This is a genomic window from Chryseobacterium sp. SIMBA_029 (assembly GCF_046535275.1).
Lineage (GTDB): Bacteria > Bacteroidota > Bacteroidia > Flavobacteriales > Weeksellaceae > Chryseobacterium.
Genome location: NZ_JAWRXA010000006.1, coordinates 269,905 through 287,784, shown reverse-complemented (window position 1 = coordinate 287,784; position 17,880 = coordinate 269,905). Strand labels below are relative to the sequence as shown.

At 36.9% G+C, this 17,880-nt stretch carries 21 protein-coding genes; 6 read left to right on the top strand and 15 right to left on the bottom strand.

The window, feature by feature from the left end:
* Positions 1-108 precede the first annotated feature (108 nt).
* From SB679_RS13200 to SB679_RS13185, 4 genes are all read right to left on the bottom strand, one after another.
* Entirely contained in the window at positions 109-678 is a 570-nt protein-coding gene (locus tag SB679_RS13200; protein WP_410702783.1) for an NAD(P)H-dependent oxidoreductase, read from the bottom strand.
* Between the two features lie 70 nt (positions 679-748).
* Positions 749-1,573, bottom strand: coding sequence for an AraC family transcriptional regulator (locus SB679_RS13195; protein ID WP_410702782.1), 825 nt, complete (start codon positions 1,571-1,573; stop codon positions 749-751).
* An 11-nt stretch (positions 1,574-1,584) separates the two neighbouring features.
* The gene (locus tag SB679_RS13190; protein ID WP_410702781.1) at positions 1,585-2,046 is read right to left on the bottom strand and encodes a GNAT family N-acetyltransferase; all 462 of its coding nucleotides are present in this window, start codon (positions 2,044-2,046) and stop codon (positions 1,585-1,587) included.
* A gap of 7 nt (positions 2,047-2,053) precedes the next feature.
* Complete coding sequence (locus tag SB679_RS13185) at positions 2,054-2,674, bottom strand: TetR/AcrR family transcriptional regulator (protein ID WP_410702780.1); 621 nt, start codon at positions 2,672-2,674, stop codon at positions 2,054-2,056.
* Between the two features lie 89 nt (positions 2,675-2,763).
* Between SB679_RS13185 and SB679_RS13180 the strand changes: the two genes are divergently transcribed.
* Together SB679_RS13180 and SB679_RS13175 are read left to right on the top strand one after the other, a co-directional pair.
* Positions 2,764-2,901 carry a hypothetical protein gene (locus SB679_RS13180; protein WP_410702779.1) on the top strand — a complete coding sequence of 46 codons (138 nt, stop codon included), beginning with the start codon at positions 2,764-2,766 and terminating at the stop codon, positions 2,899-2,901.
* Entirely contained in the window at positions 2,901-3,263 is a 363-nt protein-coding gene (locus SB679_RS13175; protein WP_410702778.1) for a hypothetical protein, read from the top strand. The genes SB679_RS13180 and SB679_RS13175 overlap by 1 nt, the downstream gene beginning before the upstream one ends.
* 71 nt (positions 3,264-3,334) lie before the next feature.
* On the opposite strand, the gene SB679_RS13170 is transcribed toward SB679_RS13175, so the two are convergent.
* Positions 3,335-5,707 (bottom strand): TonB-dependent receptor domain-containing protein, encoded by a 2,373-nt coding sequence (locus SB679_RS13170; protein ID WP_410702777.1) that lies wholly within the window; start codon positions 5,705-5,707, stop codon positions 3,335-3,337.
* 143 nt (positions 5,708-5,850) lie between these two features.
* On the opposite strand from SB679_RS13170, the gene SB679_RS13165 reads away from it, so the two are divergent.
* Positions 5,851-6,429, top strand: coding sequence for a Crp/Fnr family transcriptional regulator (locus SB679_RS13165; protein ID WP_410702776.1), 579 nt, complete (start codon positions 5,851-5,853; stop codon positions 6,427-6,429).
* Between the two features lie 61 nt (positions 6,430-6,490).
* On the top strand, positions 6,491-7,510 hold the full coding sequence (locus tag SB679_RS13160; RefSeq protein ID WP_410702775.1) for an NAD-dependent epimerase/dehydratase family protein: 1,020 nt from the start codon (positions 6,491-6,493) through the stop codon (positions 7,508-7,510).
* Positions 7,511-7,523: 13 nt separating this feature from the next.
* On the opposite strand, the gene SB679_RS13155 is transcribed toward SB679_RS13160, so the two are convergent.
* Complete coding sequence (locus SB679_RS13155; RefSeq protein WP_410702774.1) at positions 7,524-8,312, bottom strand: hypothetical protein; 789 nt, start codon at positions 8,310-8,312, stop codon at positions 7,524-7,526.
* Positions 8,313-8,578: 266 nt separating this feature from the next.
* Between SB679_RS13155 and SB679_RS13150 the strand changes: the two genes are divergently transcribed.
* A complete protein-coding gene (locus SB679_RS13150; RefSeq protein ID WP_410702773.1) occupies positions 8,579-9,142 on the top strand; it encodes a TetR/AcrR family transcriptional regulator in 564 nt (187 codons plus the stop codon).
* A 39-nt stretch (positions 9,143-9,181) separates the two neighbouring features.
* Positions 9,182-10,579 carry an MFS transporter gene (locus SB679_RS13145; protein WP_410702772.1) on the top strand — a complete coding sequence of 466 codons (1,398 nt, stop codon included), beginning with the start codon at positions 9,182-9,184 and terminating at the stop codon, positions 10,577-10,579.
* A 10-nt stretch (positions 10,580-10,589) separates the two neighbouring features.
* Here SB679_RS13145 and SB679_RS13140 read toward each other — a convergent pair whose 3' ends face one another.
* The 9 genes from SB679_RS13140 to SB679_RS13100 form a co-directional block, all read right to left on the bottom strand.
* Positions 10,590-10,991, bottom strand: a complete 402-nt coding sequence (locus SB679_RS13140) for a PaaI family thioesterase (protein WP_410702771.1) — start codon at positions 10,989-10,991, stop codon at positions 10,590-10,592.
* 7 nt (positions 10,992-10,998) lie between these two features.
* The gene (locus SB679_RS13135) at positions 10,999-11,961 is read right to left on the bottom strand and encodes a GNAT family N-acetyltransferase (protein WP_410702770.1); all 963 of its coding nucleotides are present in this window, start codon (positions 11,959-11,961) and stop codon (positions 10,999-11,001) included.
* 70 nt (positions 11,962-12,031) lie between these two features.
* Positions 12,032-13,279 carry an alpha/beta hydrolase-fold protein gene (locus SB679_RS13130; RefSeq protein WP_410702769.1) on the bottom strand — a complete coding sequence of 416 codons (1,248 nt, stop codon included), beginning with the start codon at positions 13,277-13,279 and terminating at the stop codon, positions 12,032-12,034.
* A gap of 126 nt (positions 13,280-13,405) precedes the next feature.
* Positions 13,406-13,786 carry a hypothetical protein gene (locus tag SB679_RS13125; RefSeq protein WP_410702768.1) on the bottom strand — a complete coding sequence of 127 codons (381 nt, stop codon included), beginning with the start codon at positions 13,784-13,786 and terminating at the stop codon, positions 13,406-13,408.
* A gap of 34 nt (positions 13,787-13,820) precedes the next feature.
* The gene (locus SB679_RS13120) at positions 13,821-14,576 is read right to left on the bottom strand and encodes a hypothetical protein (protein WP_410702767.1); all 756 of its coding nucleotides are present in this window, start codon (positions 14,574-14,576) and stop codon (positions 13,821-13,823) included.
* A 152-nt stretch (positions 14,577-14,728) separates the two neighbouring features.
* A complete protein-coding gene (locus SB679_RS13115) occupies positions 14,729-16,126 on the bottom strand; it encodes a hypothetical protein (protein WP_410702766.1) in 1,398 nt (465 codons plus the stop codon).
* A 95-nt stretch (positions 16,127-16,221) separates the two neighbouring features.
* Positions 16,222-16,719, bottom strand: coding sequence for a DUF2867 domain-containing protein (locus SB679_RS13110; RefSeq protein WP_410702765.1), 498 nt, complete (start codon positions 16,717-16,719; stop codon positions 16,222-16,224).
* Positions 16,720-16,889: 170 nt separating this feature from the next.
* Complete coding sequence (locus SB679_RS13105; RefSeq protein WP_410702764.1) at positions 16,890-17,621, bottom strand: class I SAM-dependent methyltransferase; 732 nt, start codon at positions 17,619-17,621, stop codon at positions 16,890-16,892.
* Between the two features lie 13 nt (positions 17,622-17,634).
* Positions 17,635-17,835 (bottom strand): YqaE/Pmp3 family membrane protein, encoded by a 201-nt coding sequence (locus tag SB679_RS13100; RefSeq protein ID WP_317740897.1) that lies wholly within the window; start codon positions 17,833-17,835, stop codon positions 17,635-17,637.
* Positions 17,836-17,880 lie beyond the last annotated feature (45 nt).

The window sequence follows — 17,880 nt, the reverse complement described above, 5'->3', positions numbered from 1 at the left end:
GGGTAGTAATACTCGCTGAAAAAAGGCAAGCGCAATATGTTGTTTAAGTGCTTCATTTGAAATGCAAATATAGAAACTTTTTTTGATAATGATCAAAAATCCCGATTCTCAATACCTGTTCTTGATCTGTTCTTTCCATATTTCCACATCTTCCGAAGAAGCGCGGTCGGCTTGATCAAAAAAGAAATGCTGAATAATTTCAAAACCTGAATACAGGAAAATTCCTTGATCTGAAGTCAGTGAAAGCGCTTTATCCATCCCCATCCGTTCGTATTCGTCATGAGATTTTCCGTGGGTATTGATGATAACTGTCTTTTTACCTGTCAGAAGTCCTTTTTGAATGCCCTGATCATACCGGTACGCAAAACCGTAGCTAAACACGCGGTCGATGTATCCTTTCATTAACGCAGGCATTCCCGTCCACCAGATGGGATAGATGAAGGTGATGTGCTCTGCCCAAGAAATGAAATCCTGTTCAGTCTGTACATCATCAGCGACTTTTCCCATACGTTGTCCCTGCATGTCCTCAAGGCTCAGAACGGGATTGAAATTGATCTGATTGAGATCTCTGATTTCGATTTCGTGGTTTGCGGACCGAAGCCTTTCTGTTACGGTTTCCAGCAGCTGATGATTTAAACTCTTTGAGTTTGGGTGTGCGTAAATAATTAAATGTCTCATGTTTTCTAATTGTATAGAACAAAAGTAGAAGAGATGAGGTTTCAAAAATTGTAAGAAAACGAAATGGAATTTATTCCGATCTTGGATTACAGATATCCTGCTGGAATTTCAAATACTGTTTCGGGGAAATATTCAGGAAATGCTTAAAATCATGGATCAGCTGGCTTTGGTCATAATAACCACATTCGTCAATAATACTGAACCATTCTACCGTATCCTGATTTTCAATTTTTTTTTCGATGATTTTAATGGCTTTTAAAAAACGGCTGTAGCGATTGATTTCCTTTGATGAATACCCAAATTTTTCCTTGTGTTTCAACTGGATGTTTCTCTCACTTTGCCCGGTCTGTTCTGCGATCGTTTTAACAGGATTTAAATTTTCATCGGTGAAACTGCTCAAAAGCCGGCTGGTAGTATCCTGATCTTTCAGATACAGTCTGCAAAATTCAATAATGTGATCAACCTGTTGTTCGGGAAAAGGAATGGTTGCCAGTTCCTGCCATAGATCTGTAAAACAGTTTTCTCTTAAAAGTTCGTCCGGATGTAGGGCTGCATTATTTTCAATTGCCGATTTTCCAAAAAAACGGTAAAATGCATCATCTTTAAAATTAGCGACTAAAATTGAGGTTTTTGAAGGTAAAGTATATTCAAAAGCATGCCTGATGGGTCCAAAAACAATACATTTATCCACGGTAACGGTTGTTTTTTCTTGAGTTGTCAGAGAGGCATTTTCTCCGAAACAGAATAACAAAATAGTTTGGTAGGTGGGCAATAAAGTCTTTGTTAAAGCCTCGTTGGATGTGTTTTCAGCATAATAAAAATGCGAGAATACATTTTCAAATTCCGTAGGAACTGAAATCCTGAGTTGATGGTATTCCGGCTCTGTTTTTTTCATTTTTTTACGGATTATACAAAGGTTTTCTCCATGTTGTAGTTGATAAAATCAATGCCTTTCACATTCACGGTCTGTTCTTTCAATACTTTAAAGCCTACACGTTCAAAAAATGGTTTCGCAGTTTTGCTTACATCTGCAGTCAGACGCGTTTTCCCCTTCTGTCTTGATACCTGCTCTATTTGGGTATACAGTTTCAATGCAATTCCCTGGCGCAGATAATTTTGATGGACAAATAGCAAATCAATATTTCCGTTGTCTAAAGAACAGAATCCGACAATTTTATGATCAATAATAGCCACTAAAACCGATTGATTTCGAATCACATCAAGCCAGCGTTCTTTATTTTGGATGCCTGAACGCCACACTTCTAACTGTCTGGTGTCGTAATCATTTCCGCAAACATAAGTAATGCTGTCTGCAAAGATATTTTGCAGGGTTTCCAGATCGTCGATGGTGGCTTTTCTGATGATCATTCGTAATTTATTTGATATACTTCTGTTGATACAATTCCTGTTGTTCCTCATTCAGCAGAAGATAAAAAAAGTTCATCTGTACCAGCGTGTAATATTGTACGGCCTCCTCTTTATTCAGTTTTAGGGTGATTTTATTGTGGCTGATCCAGTTATTTCCGAACACAAACATTTGGGTCAGCAGATTGTCCATGATAAAGTCAGGGATGTTTTCTTTTAAAATTTTATTCTTTTGAAAACTCTCAAAAATGGCCTGGAATTCTTGCTTTCTTCTGATGCTTAAGAGTTCATACTCTGCTTCTATTTCCGGAATGCGGTGTAAAATATCCAGGAAATTCAAAAATATAAACTGGTAACTATAAAATATTTCGAAAGAAGAATACGTGAAATCATACAGACTTTCCAAATCCTTGTATTCATTTTTTTCCAGCTGTTTCATCAGCGTATCCATCTTGGAGATCAAGGCACGGAAAAGCAGGTTGATGATGTCTTCTGAATGTTTGAAATGATAATGCAGATTTCCCGGACTGATGTTCAGTTCAGCAGCAATATGCCTTGTGGTTATGTTATTGTAACCTTTTTCGTTGAACAGCTGAAGGGCTTTTACCGCAATCTTTTCCTTGGTTTTCATGATTCAAATATAAGAGAGTTTTAGATAATAATTCAAAATTAGAACATTTGTTCTAATTTAAGTATATTTGCATAGAAAATCTAAGTACGATGGAAGGCAAAAAAATATTTGACTACGAAACGGCCGGGGAAAATCAAGATACTGGAAAAGAGAAGGATATACAGGAAACGCTGGTGAAAGTTCTGCAGATTATATTAGGATTTATTATGGCTATTCTTCATATGTAATGAAAAAAATATCCTTTGAATTCTTGCTGGGACTGGCAATTTGGGGAGCGATCCTCGTACTGAGGAGAAATGGTATTTTTATTCCTTTTGTCAATAATCATCTCACCGATTTGATGACGATTCCGATGTACGCTTACCTGATCGAATATATGATGAATCAGGTTCTGGGTTTTCATTGGAAGCCTGATCTGAAGTTTGTGCTGACTTCGGCGGTATATCTATCTTTTTTATTTGAAGTGATCTGTCCTTTATTATCCAATCGGTTTACAGGAGATATTTTTGATGTGCTGGCTTATTTTGCGGGTGGAATGGGATACTATTCTTATCATAAGTTCATAAAAAGAAACCGGCAATATTCTTAATGATAAAAGAATACTGCCGATTTAAAGTTTTTAAGAATTAGGGTTATTAGTTATTGCTTTTGTGATGAAATTTAGCTTCCTCCACCTGCGCGACTGGATTCTTCAAACTTCACCTGTTTTGTAGCTCCTTTCACATTATTGTTTCCAAATTTATACGTTACGGAAAGATTGATATTTCTGGTGATTCCTTTCGTGTAATATTCCACATTATAATTCGGATAATATTCAGTTCCTTTTGAACGGTTGGTGTTCAGAATATCATTTACATTAAGGTTAATCAACAGTTTTTTATCCATAAGACTTAGCTTCATCCCAGTGTACACCGAAACATTTCCATTGAAATACGTATTTCCGCTTCGGTTGGGAATAGAGCTCCAAAGGCCGAGCATTAAAGTGACCGTTTTCTCTTTATTCAGGAAGAAATTATTATCTAAATTAAAGTTAGCTCCGTATCCCGCAGGTGCAGAAACCGCATCAGGACTATATGATTTTGATTTAGCATAAAACCCGTTCACAAAGACGTTAGACTCCAACCATTTCAGTTTATTGTAGTTATAGCTGATGTTGATCCCGGTCTGGTCTTCATTGTAAAAGTTTTTAACGATACTGTATTTCAGATCTCCTTCTACCACCTGAATTCTGTCCCAATCATCTTTATTACGGTTATAGTAAGCCGTAAAACTTAAATTACTTTTCAGTACATAGGCGAATTCAAAATTATCGGAGAATGAAGGCAGCAGGTAAGGATTCCCGGTGCTGTATTCATATTCTGAAGTATAGAATTTGAAAGGATTCAGGTTCCCAAAATAAGGACGCGAGATTCTTCGGGAATAATTGAGGGAGAAATTATGGTCGTCACTGGCTTTATAACTGATATACGCCGTGGGAAACAGTTTACCGTAGTTGATTTTGGCTGAAGAGTTATCATTCATTGAAATCCCTTCCAGTTTCGTGTATTCGTAACGCAGTCCTGCTTTTGCTTCCCATTTTTCACTGATCTTAAAACTTGTAGAGGCATAGGCTGCATAGTTTTCTTCATTATAAAAGAACGTATTCGTTCTGTCGGTATTCAGTACGTTTTGTCCATTAATGATGTTGAAGAAATTAAACTCAGAATCATTTTTGATCTTAGTATATTTTACTCCGGCTTCCGTTTTGATCTTGGCAAAATTTTTCTCCAGATCTGCCTGTCCCGAATAGATCCTGTATTTACTGATCGGGTTGGCCATGGTAGAAACCGTATTGGTGGTAACGGTATTATAAAAATTCCTGGCATTGGCATTATTCATCATCACATTGGCTGTCAGACTCAGTTTGCTTCCCATTGTATCCAGTTTTACATCATAAAAAGCAGAGGCGTTATGCGCATTTCTGCGGTTTTTATTTCTATAATCGGATGAAATGTCCAAAAGCCCGTTTTCATTAAATACTTTTGTTTTGCTTTCCCCTTGTTCGATGGGATTGCTGAAGGAATAATTGTAGTTGATCCCTACCGTACTTTTATCATTGATTTTATATTCCGCTTTTACGTTTCCGCCTTTGTACCGGTAATTGCTTAAACTTTTGGTATTTGTATTCCAGTAATTATCATCGGTAATTCCGGTGAGATAATTGTAGGAGGTATTTTCCCAGTAATTATCACCGATAGACAAATTGGACGTAACCGACAGTTTTTCTCCCTGATAATTAAAAGTAGCACCACTTCTGGTGGAAGTAGTAGCTTTTCCTCCATAATAGTTTCCTGAGGTTTGCAGAGAGCCGTTCCAGCCGAGGTTGGTATTTCTTTTAAGGATTATATTAATAAGCCCGCTTTTTCCTTCTGCTTCATATTTTGCAGGAGGTGTGGTAATGACTTCAATTTTAAGAATGTCATCAGAACGTATGGTTTTCAGGTAATTGATAAGTTCCTGCCCGTTGAGGTTAAGCAGCCTGTCATTAATCATTACCGCCACATTGCTTTTTCCTGCGATGCTGATTGCTTCATCCGAGGTACGTACCATTGGTGTTTTTGCCAAGGCTTCGATTGCATCCAGACCTTGGGAGGCTACCGAATTCTCTACGTTAAAAACAAGACGGTCTACTTTTCTTTCAAAAAGTTTTTTCTTAACGGTTACCGTTACGCCTTCAATTTTTCTTTCCTCTGTGGGAAGTTCTTTCAGCTGGATATTTTTTTTGGAATTTCCTTTTACAGAAATTTTTTCACTATTGGTTTTGATGCCGTCCTTTATAATTTCAAGCAGATAATTTCCGTCTTCTTTCAATGGGACTTTATACATCCCTTTTTCATCGGTGATAGCAGAAAACTTTGCTTCTCCTTTTGTGATAAGGATTTCGGTTTCTGCTGCCGGTTTATTTTCTCTATCGGTAATGGTTCCTTCCACACTCTGTGCAAAAATAAATGAAGAGGAAACCAGACTTAAAAGAATAACAATCTTTCGATTCATGTATTAGTATTTATCATAATGACAACTCATGGGTTGGTGATATTACATGACAACAGTAATATTGCTGTTTTTTTAATAATCACTTCTGTTGACCATCATCATTTCCTGTTTGTTTTAATTAAATTTGTAGGATAAAATTTTCAATGATGCATGAAAAGCTTTTACATTTTATCAGTTCCGGCCATCAGTTCAATAGTGACGAGATTGAAATGATAACCACCTATTTTGAACCTGTAAACTATTCAAAAAACACGATCATTGAAGCAGAAGGAAAGGTGCCGGAGTATCTGTATTATATTGTGACGGGCTATCTGAGGTTATTTTATACAGATCAGAACGGTGCTGAAGTAACGACTCATATCAATTGTCCGCCGGGATTTTTTACTTCTTATTTTAATTTTATCAATCAAACGAAGTCCGATGAAAATGTAGAATGCATTACAGCTTGTGAATTGCTAAGGATCAGTAAAGAAAATCTTGATGTTCTTACTGCTGCCAGTTCTGCAATGAAGGATTTCAGTATTTCGGTATTTCAGCAGTCTGTTACCTACAATGAAAACCGGTCTAAAGAATTGTCCACGCTAAGTGCAGAGCAGCGCTATCTCAAGCTGATAGAAAATTATCCCGAGATTATTCAGAATGTTCCTGTTCAACATATTGCATCATTTTTAGGAATGAAACCCGAAAGCCTGAGCCGTATCCGAAAAAAAATAATTACCTAACAAAAGTCAAGCGGTTCCGGAAGGGATAAACAGAACTTTGTATCATTAAAACGTAAGAAAAATGATACAGAATACACTAAGCCTGGTTTCAGGAGCTAATGGACATTTAGGAAATAATCTGGTGAGATTTCTTCTGCAGAAAGGCATTCCTGTACGGGCAACGGTAAGAAATATCCAGAATAAAAAAACTTTTGAAGGGTTGAACTGCGAAGTTGTGCAGGCTGATATTACGGATAAGGCTTCTTTTGTAAAGGCGCTTCAGGGGGTTGAAACTTTTTATGCCGTAGGAGCGTCTTTTAAATTGTGGGCTAAAGATCCGAAGAAGGAAATTTATGACGTCAATATACAGGGAACCCGAAATACCATTGAAGCGGCCGCTGAAGCAGGAGTCAAAAGGATTGTCTATGTAAGTTCCATTGCGGCGCTTGATTATACTCATCTGCCCACGAAAGAAAGCAATGGCTATAATCCAGATAGAAGGGATATGTACTATAATTCTAAAAATGATGGGGAAAAGCTGGCCTTTGAACTGGCCCGAAAATTAGGAATTGAGCTTGTTTCTGTAATGCCTTCAGCCATGATCGGAAGTGAAGCATCTCTTCCTCTGAACGTATCCTACAGCGTTTTGAAATTAATTCTGAATAAACAAATTCCTGTGGACACCAAAATTACCCTCAACTGGATTGATGTAAAAGATGTTGCAGAAGGATGCTATCTGGCAGCACAGAAAGGACGTTCGGGTGAACGTTATATTCTCGCCAATGAACAATGCATGACGATTACAGATACTACAAAATTAGCAGATCAGCTGTATCCGGATCTTCAATTGAAAGTTCCGGGTGCCGTTCCGAAATTCATGTTGTATGCCATTGCCGGAATCATGGAAATGTCGGCAAAAATTAGCGGAAAAGCGCCGGTACTCACAAGAAAAGATATTGCTATGTTTTCCGGGCTCCAGCAGAATTTTGATATTTCCAAATCAAGGAATGAACTGGGCTTTGCTCCAAAAAGTCCCACAAAAGCCGTGCAGGAAGCATTGGAATATTTGATTAAACATCCGGAACTTTTAAAGCAGTCTTAGGAACTTTAATGCGTTAATAAAGATGAAGTTTGATGATAGAATCCTTATAATATTTGGTAAGTTCATATAAACCGGACAGGGTCTGATAAAGGCTGGCAGTTGCCAAACTGTCTTTTTCATTTTCTAATAAAGGAACCAATTCTGATGGAATGGAGTATGACTGATTATTGTTGGCGGTCTGATGAAATTCTCCCAGTTTTTGAGACTCGCTGATGAGGTTTTGAAATGCAGGAAGTCCAACGTTGAATTCCTGTTCGGCCAGACCGTATAAGTCTTTATAATTGGGCTTTAACATATCGAGCTGCATAAAGATATGTTCATCAGCGGGATCATTTTTTTGTTCGTACAGGTCGAAAAACAGCTTAAGTTTTCCGGTATAGAACATAGAATAAATCAAAAACCGGTTGAAATGCTTAGATTCCGAAATGAATGGAAGATGATGCCCGGTAATGGTTTCATAATGGGAAAGGAGATCAGAGAAACTTTTAGCAGATGTTTTAGCAGGAATTTCAAAAAAAAGATCCATTCCGTTAATAAAAAGCTGGGTTTTTACTTCTTCTTCAATGCTAGCATCATGAGCCGGAATACAAGTATTTTTAATCCAGTTATAAATGCTTAAAAACTCATCATGAGTAAGGCTGTTGATAGATCCCTGAACCTTTGTTTTGATGATTTCAAGGCTCGCTTTTTTATCATCATCCAGAAAATTCAGGATATTTTTTTCTTCGCGGCAGAGTTTATTATACAGATTAATTCTGGCAATGGTAGGATTGGTTTTGATGAAGTATATTTCTTCTGCCATATAGTATGCAATGCTTAGTTTCAATGAATTAAAAGCATTCCTTTCACTAAGATAAAGAAAAATTCTGCATGTTTTTAACTTAATAATTAATTTATTTTCAAAAATCCATATTTCGTATCTAAGGTGAGTTTACAATGGGGTAGCCTTGTGCCAATGTAAACAATGCCCGGATGTTTTTAAAGTGTTTCAAGGGGGGCAGCAAAAATGGATGATCAAAAAATAGATAGACTTATCTATTTTTTGATTAGCTTTGCAAAAACTTTTATATGAAAAAAGAAAAAGCAAAAGACCGCATCATCAGAACCGCTGCCGATCTTTTTTACAGACAGGGTTTTAATTCTACAGGAATTAACCAGATTATTGCAGAGGCGGATATTGCCATTGGTTCATTATACAATCATTTTTCCTCTAAAAACGATCTGCTTCAGGCTTATCTGATTAAAGAAGAAGCAGAATGGTTTAACGGTTTTGAAGGACAAATAGAAAGTATTGATTCCTCTAAAGATAAAATTTTAGCATTAATCGATTACCGGAAAAAGCTGCAAGACGATTCAACGTTTGCTGGATGCCATTTTATTAAAATTATTTCTGAATTGGGAGGCAGCAATCCGGTGGTTTCTGATGTTGTCAAAAACCATAAAGAAAAGCAGAAAATAATGATCAGAGAAATCCTCACTCAATATGATACAGAGAAAAAGTCTCTCGATATTGATGGTGTTGCAGAACATATTTTCCTTTTGATTGAAGGAGCGGTGGTAACTTCTACCATTGATAAAAATGCAAATGCTTTTGATCATATCAAAAAAATAATTCAGGGCTTACTGCCTTAAATTTTTTGCCTGTCTAAAAATAGATATATCTATATAAAAATGAAATCTAAAGAACTGAAATTACTCATTATCCTTTTCGGGCAGCTGCTTGCGATCATGGATATTTTTATTATCAATGTATCAATTCCATCCATTCAGCGGGATATTCATGTGTCGAATGGAGACATGCAGCTGATCATTGCTTCTTATCTGATTGGGTTTGCATCTTTCCTGATCACAGGCGGAAAGTTGGGAGATTTATATGGCCGAAAAAAAATATTCATCATCGGACTGGTTGTGTTTATGTTGAGCTCCATCACATGTGGACTTTCCAGCAATTCATTGGTATTGATTATTTCGAGATTTGTGCAGGGAATAAGCTCAGCGCTGATGTCACCTCAAGTGCTGTCGATGATCCAGATGTTGTATCCTGCCCATGAGGAGCGTACAAAAGCAATGGGCTGGTATGGCGTCACTATTGGGCTGGGAACGATTGCCGGACAGTTTTTAGGGGGTTATTTTTCATCCCTGAATATTATGGATGAAGCATGGAGACTTATTTTTTTTATTAATATTCCGATTTGCCTGCTGGCAATAGTCTTGGGACTGAGAATATTGAAGGAATCCAAAACTGCAGATACAGCAAAATTCAATGTATTTGGAGTGGTGATATTGGTATTGGGACTGTTTTGTTTTACGTATGCTTTAACCAGTTCGGAGCAGGGGAAGTTTGATGGGAAAAGTATCTTTTTAGTGTTTATTTCGATTGCTATTTTGTTTTATTTTATTAAGAATCAAAGTAATAGAGCTAAAAAAAGCCAATCTTATTTAATTGACTTTACATTGTTTACATATAAAAATTTCAATCTTGGAATTCTGGCTGTTTCTTTTTTCTTTATCATGCTGGATTCCTATTTTTATATTCTGTCGATCTTTTTTCAGGAAGGATTGAAAATTAATCCGCTAGATTCCGGGGAAATTATTGTTTTTCAGGGACTTGGTTTTGTCCTCGCTTCTGTCTTTTCCACAAAACTCATTGTACGGTTTGGGAAAAAGATCTTAATTATTGGATTGTTGTTGATTATCAGTGTCTTGATTTTACAGGCTTATCTGTTTACTGAAGGGGTTTCCTGGGTACTGTTGTATGCATTGCTGTTTATCCATGGAGTAGGAGTGGGTAGTATTATTCCTTCACTGGCGAATATTGCATTAGCAGGAATTCCGAAAGATCTAATGGGAAATGCTTCCGGAGTTTATATTACTTTTCAACAGATTGCAGCCATCATTGGGATTATTATAATCGGCAGTATTTTTTATTATTTTTTAGGTGGAAAACCTCTGGTATCCAACTATCAAAAAGCATTTGAAATGACCATTTCAAGCAATATTGTATGTTTATTCGCCGTCATCATTATTATTGCTAAAGTACCTGATCATATTCTGCCAGGGAAAAAATAAACATTAACTATCATTGGGGTACTGAAATCATCGTTGCCGTCATCTTTGCAATGAGTTTTTCTTCCGAACTGTCATACACATATCCTTCACAGATAGTCAGTTTCTTCCCTGCTTGAAGAACCTTACCAATAGCAATAAGTTGGTTTGTATGAGCGGGTTTTAAAAGGTTTATTTTAAATTCTACACTTAAAACTTCAGTATTTTCGGGCATCATGGTGAGTGCAGCATATCCGCAGGCACTGTCTGCAATACTGCTGGTTACTCCTGCATGAAAAAATCCGTGCTGCTGGGTGAGTCCTTCTGAAAATCCGCAGATAATTTTTACCCGTCCTTTTTCCACTTCTGTAAGCTGGGCACCTAATGTTTTCATTAACCCCTGCTGATCAAAACTTTTTTGTATTCTTTCGTACATGTTGATGTTATTGTTGATTAAGATCGAGTTCCATCTGGATATTGCATCTCTTATACGGTGTTGCATGACCTGCAATTTTCTGAAATCCTAGTTTATGATACAGGTTGATAGCAGGTTTCAGAATCGTATTGCTTTCCAGATATATTTTTGAAGCCCCCACTTCTTTGGCGTACTCTACAACAGCCTGGCCGAGCAGCCAGCCAATACTTTTCCCCTGAACATTTGGAGAAACGGCCATTTTTGCCATTTCGAAATCATAGTTGGGATCATCCATTTTAATTAAGGCGCAAACGCCTACAGGTTCGTTTTGATAGAGAGCAACTAATATTTTTCCTCCTTTATCCAGAATATATTCTTTAGGATGATCCAGTGCTTTGTAATCGGCTTCTTCCATTTCAAAATAGGTGGAGATCCATTCTTCGTTTAATGATTTGAAGGCAGATTGGTATTTCGGATGGTAATCTACGATCTGAACATCTTTACTTTCCCGAAGTTTTTTTTGATCCTGAACTCTTTTAAACATTGATCTTTGGTCTAATAAAAATTCCCATTCTGCAATAGCTTCCCATAAATTGTGCCTTGCTTCGGCCATGATTCCGTCAATAGCAACATCAATGTCAGCACATTGCCCCTTAATCATTTCTTTGGCCACTGCAGCACCTTTTTCTGTAAGCCCTACGACATTCCTGCGTTTGTCTTTTGAGGTAAGCTGATTTCTAACAAGTCCTGCGATGGTCATTTCCTTCACTATTTTTGTTACGGAAGGCTGGGAATGTCCAATGTCTTCAGCAATTTGTGTAATTGTTTTTTCTCCGTCTTCTGCCAGAATAAAAAATACGGGAAACCATTTGGGAGAAAACTCCACCTGGTAAAGATCATAAATTTTAGAAGCATCTTCTGTCACTTTAGCGGTAAGCAAACGTAATCTGCTTCCTAAAGCCATTTTTCCGGTTTTTTCGAATAAATTCATAAGTGTATAATTAATTACATAACTGGTTATGCAAATATATGAAACTTATTAATAAGGATAATAAAATGAATTATTTTTTTTGTTTGAAAAGCCAGTCTCTTACTCCTTCAAAGGTATAGGCAATACGCCAGGTGGCGCGGTGGTCGCTTCCGCCTTGACCCTGCATATCCGGTGGAACTACGGTTCCTGCTTTTAGTGGTGTGTATTGGATTTTATTGCCTTTGGCAAGGATATTTTTCACATCTTTTGCTAACTCTTGTGGGGTTGCTTTTCCGTTGATAACAGAACGGGTAATTTTTGCGCCTTCTTTTTCAAGAGCAGCTGTAATGGCGTTCATTCCGGGAAATGCTTTATCGTCACCCTGTGAAACCATGATCCATAAATTATCATTGGCCATAGGACCTACTTTGGAGGGATCCCATTGTCCGGCAACAAGAAAAGAGGCGGCAAATAAATCTGGGTATTTGATATCCAGTGCAATGGACGACATGCATCCCATCGACTGTCCTGTAGTGTACAGACGGTTTTTATCAATATTGTACTGCGTTGTAAGATCATTGATAAGATTTACGGTAGCATCAAGGTCTTTGGTATATTCTGATTGATCATTTACTGTTACCACTGAATATTGCGGAGCTAACACAAAGCATTCATGTTTGGCCTGTTCTTCAGGGCTAGCCCAGATTACCGCTCCCAATCCCTGCATAAGAGTTGCTTTGGGCTCTGTACTTACAACTCCTGCATCATGAATAAACATTACCATTGGATAGGATTTGTTTTTATCATAGTTTTTTGGAGTATACAGGTTATAATGTACGGTGATTCCTGTGTTGGTATCTTTAAATTGGTGCTGTGTGAAATCATCTACAATAAGATTGATTGCTTTACTGCTGTTCACAGAGTTTCCTGTCGGCTCTATGGAATTTCCGCTGGCCGTTTCAATTTTATTTAATTGACGTACTGTTGCATGGGCTTCTTTAATTTCAGAATTTCTGCCATTCGCTATAAAAGTAGCAGCTTGTTCATCATCTTTAGACATTTCAATGATGATATATTTCCCGTTCTTTCCTGTTGTGGATTTTTCGGGTTTATCATTGGGGTAGATCTTTGTGATGGTTCTGCCTTCTACTGAAAAAGTCTTTTTATCCAGTTGTTCATTTTTGATCTCTTCAGTATATTCCACTATTGCAGCGGTGGTTTTCTGTCCGTCACCGAATACCTCAGTTAATGCCGTTACACTTTGGATATGGCCAGCTTCTTTTTGATTGGTACAGGCCATAATAACGGCCATACAGAGAAGTACGAGAATGTTTTTCATTTGTTTTGAATTGTGTTTTTATAACAAATAAAGATTATTTGCAATAACTAAATTACAAAAAAATGATTTTACCCTGAATCTGAACCTTATCAGCAATTTTTGACAACCTTTTACAACAGCGAAGAATTAATGGGATTGTGGATCGAAGTACGCTTTAAAAGTAAGGGGATCTTCTGTTTTTTCTTCAGCAGTTTCAAGGTATTCAAGATATTCTTCCTGATGATTTTCCAGATAAACATGTACAATCACCAGATTGATATAAAGATTTTTGTCTTCGGAACCCAGATCTAATGCCGTTTCTAAATGTTCCAGTGCCTTTTCATTTTCTCCCATATCAGAATACACCGCTCCTATATTGATTAAAGCTGCTGTGTTTTGCGGATCAATGAGTAAAATTTCATCCAGTTCTTTGATTAAAAGATCATTGATGGTATCCCAATGGTCTTCATTTTCCCATCTTTTTGCCTGAAGCTTTTTTACATTTTCCAATCTTACTTTGATATCCATGATATTGTTTGTATTTTCTGTTTGAAGTAAATCTTTACCCAGCCTGTGATTTTAAATATTTTGTGAAATTCTTTTCTAAAAGATCCGGTACACTGTTGGCCAGTTGTACTAATTTCGGAGGTTGATGCTCATGAGCGTAGGAAAATAACTTGTGATTGGCAAGATCATACAAAAGTAAATCGCCATCTCCGTAATACCAAAATTCACCTAACATCAAAAAGCTTTTGTCTTCAAATACTTCTATCGAAAGTGTGTCGAAATCAATTTCTATTCCTTCAAGGCTGAGCTTTGAAATGGCAGAGAAAAAAGTGATTATTTCAGGAGAGAAAGTGATGGACAGAAAGAGTTCTTTCTCTGAAATTTCTGAAAGTGTTTTGCCTTTTTCGATCGTATTCGAAGTATCAAAACTTTTCAGAAGCTGTTTGAAAAACCGGGGATAAGAATCTGCCAGATAAGCAAAATTATCTTTGACGTACTGCTGGCGCAATTGATCTTTTTCCTTTTCCTGTTTAACGAATTCAGCAAACTCCTTTTCATAGGCTTTTTGGTAGATATTGCTTACTTCGGTGGTGATATTCTGGTTTTTTAACCAGCTGACGACTGCGATTTGTCCGGCATAGGCATTACCGATACAGGTTAGATTTCCTTTAGGCTTAATTTTTAAAAAAGCTGTTCTTCCGCAAGTGATTTCCACAAGGTTTTTATGCTCATCAAACCACTGAAGCCACTCGGTTTCGGTGAGCTTTCCTGTTGCTAAATCTGTAAAAGTATCAATTACCTCTTTGTTCATGCCGATAGTTATGAGTGTTAAAAGTCCGTGAACTTATGATTTTGCCCATTGAGAACGAAGGTAGGGGAAACATTTTCTTATTACAAACTTTTTTTAATCTCCTGTCTATTAAAATTAATGACGGCCTGCATGTAAGCCGTCATGAGTGTATTTTATTTCTTTTCTATGGTTTTAACTGCATTTTCAAAAGATTTTTCACTTTCGAAATACTGACTTTTGATCTGTTTCAATAGCCTGCTGTTGGTGAGAGTCTTTTCGAGGGTCGATGTTAGGAATTCATAATTGGTGAAGGTAGTTGGCGTCTTAAGCATGGTGTTCATCCAGTTCCACATCTGTTTCTCGCCAATTTCTTTTTCTATAGCGGCCAGTATAACCGGGGTGTAGTCATAAGCATAAGAAAGATAATCATCATCTTCCGGTTTTGTTTGTATGCTGCTGAAATAGCCCAAAAGCGGTTCTTCAGTAAGACCTTCTATTTTTTCTTTTATCTTTTTGTCATAAATCTCTTTTCCCAAGATATCCTTCGTTACTTTCAACGATAAATATTCGGAAAAACCTTCTGATAGGATACCTCCAAGTTCGGAGTTGAACTGTTTATAAGTTCCAAAATAATAGTGTCCCAATTCATGAGCGATGAAAGGCCTGAACCAGTTTTGGGTTTTCGGGTTGAACAAACTTTTAAGTCCGTTTTCGCCCCATCCGACATTGATGATCGTTGGATAAGAAACGAAAAGCCATCCATTTTTTATAGAAGTTGGGGTCGTTTCAACGAAGGTAACCGGTTTTCCGAAGGGAATTCCCAGTTTATCTGCATAAAATTTTTTATAGGTATTGATCAATTCACTAAACTCCTTAATCTGTGTTTCGCTGATCTGCGGATTCAAAATATAGGTATTACCGATATTGGAAAAATCATAATTACCGAAGAAAAGAGTGAGTTCCAAAGGAGTATCACTTTTAAAACGCATGCTTGATGTTTTCACAGGGGCATTCCCATTCACGTACAACGTACTGCAGTCTTTACAGGTGAATTCTATATCATACCGTACTTCCTCATACCTTTTGTCTTTTCGGATATCATACAGAACAGGATACCAGGCGGATTGGGTGCCTTCTACCCGCAGAGAATTAGCATTAAAGGCGATATTTCCGCGCCAGTCATCTTTTGTATAATTTTCGAGGGTGTCTTTGGCGACAGGAAATTTACCTACATATTTGAACTGTACCGATTCCGGAAGGAATTTTCCGCTCTTATTGGGAAAGAAATAAGCCAGGGATTCTCCCGATGAAGTACTGTCTGATTGAGATTTATCATAAGAAAGTACCATGTCATTCGGTTTCTTACTTCTGAAATGAAGAGGATTCATCCCGGAATTGAGGCGGATATAATAGTCCCTGATATATGGAATATCACTCAGCGTAAGATCGCAATCGAAGGTTCCCTCTTTGATGGAAATAGCTACTTTTCCGGTTAATAATGGTGCTTTTTCCTGTGCGGTAATGGGTAATGAGAGCAGACTGATCAATAAGAATGATAATAAAGATTTCATGGGGGTCTGAGTGGATTGCCTAAATTTTATTGTATGGGCAAAGATATTACTTAAGGCTCCAATCTACAAATGTATTATACCCTCTGATGTATCAGTTAAGATAAATTCTTTACAATCCCATTAAGCATAGAAGGAACAATCATTTTATGAAATGGTTTCACAGGGAAAAAATACAATTTTCCCCACCAGTTATTATAGGTTACAATAGTAGTGATGGTTAATTTTCTATTGTGTTGCTGGTTATTTTCATTGTCTAACATCAAAGAAACTCTAAAATTCAAATGTTTATCATCTTCCCCAATAATAATTTCATGATCATTCTTTTCCAGCACTTTAAAAAGTCCTATCTGATCACCCGGTTCATAGTTATATTCTTTTTTTTCCTGATGTTCTGAGGCTTTTAACCCGAAAACTTTAACAATTTTATTCCTTAGTGAAAATAATTTTTTTATCCAGGGAGAGCCGCTTGAAAAGAATAATTTTCCAAGTTCAGAAGAATTAATATGCGTTTGTTTACTTACAAATTCCTTTTCAAAAGAATCTGAGTAATCAAAATGCTGCGTATTTAATAATGATTTTTCAGGTATTTTCATGAGATTTTTAGTTTTTTGTACCGGAATGAGAACGTAATCTAAATTTACCTTATAGAACAGGATCTCTGGTAGTACTAATTTACGAAAAATGCATGAAAGAATATTGTTTTTGTTTTTTCAGATTTTCCAGGGTGATGGCAGCAATATTCCGTATAGGTGAAGTTTGAAAATTATTTTTCCGCAGAAATCAAGAGCATCATCGGGCGCCGCAATTCATCTTTCATTTCTGAAAACTCTTCCAGCATGGTATCACTGGGTTGGGGCTCAATAACTTCCTTAATTCTAAATCCTTGTTGTAAAATACTGTTCATATAAGTCGTTAAAGTCCGGTGGTATTTTACAATGTCCTCTCCTAAAAAATGGGTATTTCTCTTTCCTTCTGTAAAATAGTTATCCACAGGCCAATGCAGTTTTTCTCCATCTTCTGCATACGTCCAATCCTGACTTCCCTGTGCTGTAAACACTGGATGTTCCACAGAAAAGACAAAATGTCCGTTTGGTTTGAGCCATTGATAGATGTTCTGAGCCATTACATCAAAGGATTCTATATAATGGAACGTTAAAGAACTTAATATGATATCAAATTTTTCTGCCGGGAAGGTTACGTCCTCCAAAGCTTTTCTTTCATATTCAATTCCTTCGAGATGGTTGATTTCTTTAGCTTTTTCAAGCATTTTTTCAGAAAGATCAATACCTGTCACAGACTTTGCTCCGTTTTCTATGGCATAGCGACAGTGCCAGCCAAAACCGCAACCCAGATCAAGCACCTTTTTTCCGGTGAAATCAGGAAGCATTTTTTGTAAAGCATGCCATTCACCGGCACCTTCCAATCCTTTTTGGGACCGGAGCATTTTTTCATATTGGTTGAAAAAAGAAAGATTATCATATTTATTTTCTTTCATAGATTACATCAGATTATCTTCTGTTGTCTTTCATTGCCTGAATTAATTTATCATTTCTTTTGTCTGCTCTCGCATTATTCAAAGATAATGCAGCCCAGATTGCAGCAGGAAGCCATCCGATTACTGTAATCTGTAAAATAAGACAGATAATTCCTGTAATGATTTTTCCGCGCAAAATAAACGATAGAAAAGGAAGTAAGATGGCTAGTAACATGATAATACGTTTTAAATTTTGAATCTTAAAAATAAGAAAATTTTT